Here is a 1,586-nt window from a genome sequence, read left to right on the forward strand (position 1 = left end):
CGTTCAACCTGCACCGCCCCACCGCACACACCCCCTTCACACCCCCTCTCTGGGACCCGTGCTTGGCGCGGCCGGCCATGGAGGGGTGGTGGGGAGAGATCCGCGCGGAACCAGGGGTGGTGTCCCTGCCTCCTGCTCACCTTCGGCACGTTGCCTGATCGGGCTCACGGGCGGCCCGGTGGCCGGCGGCGCCGGGAGGCAGCGACGGCGGTTTCTCGCGGTTGTCCGGCGAGGCCGCTGTCGGCCAGGAGCAGGAGGGCGATGTCGGCGGGGTCGAAGTCGTCGCGCAGTTGTCCGGTCTCGCGGGCACGCTGGAGCAGCCGCGCCAGACGCTCTTCGGCACAGTCGCGTTCGTGTTCGTGATCAAGGGCATCGGGGAACTGGTCCAGGAATACGGAGGCGAAGCCGCGGTCGGTCACCTGTGGGGTGCACACCTCCTCCAGCAGTGCGTACAGACCATGCCCGGGATCAGGGTCGGCAAGAGCCTGGTCGCAGGCTGCCGCCCACAGGGCGAGTTGCTCGGCGAAGGCAGCGGTGGCAAGCGCGGTGCGGGTGGGGAAGCGGCGGTAGAGGGTGGACACCCCGACGCCGGCGCGGCGGGCGACGGCGCTCATAGGGGCGTCAATGCCCTGGGCCGCGAACACCTCGCGCGCAGCTTCGAGGATGCGTTCCCGGTTGCGCCGGGCATCGGCGCGCGGGCCCGCCGGGTCTGCATCGCCGGGCACCGCCAACGGACGGCTTGTGAGATGGCTGAGCAGGCCATGTCTGTCGCTTCAAGCTGAACGGACGTTGTCATCCACTTACCGATTCAGCGTGGGCGTACCAGCGGGCGCACACAGTGCCTCCGCAGCTCCAGAAACGCGACACCGGACGAGATCATGAGCGACATGCGCGCAGCCCTCTTCGACGGATACGACCCCCGGAGGTTCTCTATGTGGGCAAGCGACCGCTGCCGACCCCACGCCCGACGAGGTGCTGGTGGTGCCCAGCACGCGGACGCGCCTGCCGGCGTGCTTGATGACCGCCAGAGCGTACTGGCGCCGCCCGGGTGCCGGCGCAGGATGGGGCGTCCTGTCATCCGCTCGCCGACCCGGAGGAGGCCGACCGGCTGGTGACCGACCACGCCACCAGCGCCGACGGCCTCCACTGGACCTGGCACCGCGCTGAGCGGCCTTCCGGGACTGTGGGACGCACGGCGTCCGCGTCAGCGCGGTTGCGCTTCGACCGCGGCCGGGTGCCGGCGTTCTACGACGGCCGGGCGAGCGCCGCGGAGAATTAGGAAGAGCGCACCGGCATCACCGCCGACACCGACCCGGCCGCGCTGATGCGTGCCCAGGTGGGGCGGGTCTGCGCGGCCAGCGGATGTGGCGTGCGCGTGAGAGGTTCCGTATGTCCGGTGTGGGGTGGGTGCGCAGCGGTGGGTGGCGCCGCCCGGGACGCCCCACACGAGTAGGCGCCGCACCGAGCCGGCACAGCGCCGCACACGGCCCCTACGGGGCGGGATTGCCAGGCGCGCCACAGGCAGGCGCACAGGCCCCACGCCACTGGGGTGGGAGGGGGCTTGGAACTTTCTCTTATACACATCT

Annotated in this window: 2 protein-coding genes; one reads left to right on the forward strand and one right to left on the reverse strand. The window is 71.4% G+C overall.

All coding sequences use genetic code 11. The features are described from left to right. Positions 1-164: 164 nt before the first annotated feature. A complete protein-coding gene (locus tag C1J01_RS47925; RefSeq protein ID WP_111185788.1) occupies positions 165-725 on the reverse strand; it encodes a TetR/AcrR family transcriptional regulator in 561 nt (186 codons plus the stop codon). 323 nt (positions 726-1,048) lie between these two features. On the opposite strand from C1J01_RS47925, the gene C1J01_RS47935 reads away from it, so the two are divergent. Next, positions 1,049-1,279, forward strand: coding sequence for a hypothetical protein (locus C1J01_RS47935; RefSeq protein WP_181449376.1), 231 nt, complete (start codon positions 1,049-1,051; stop codon positions 1,277-1,279). The last annotated feature ends 307 nt before the right edge of the window (positions 1,280-1,586 follow it).

It is taken from the genome of Nonomuraea aridisoli, assembly GCF_003236395.1.
Taxonomy (GTDB): Bacteria; Actinomycetota; Actinomycetes; order Streptosporangiales; family Streptosporangiaceae; genus Nonomuraea; species Nonomuraea aridisoli.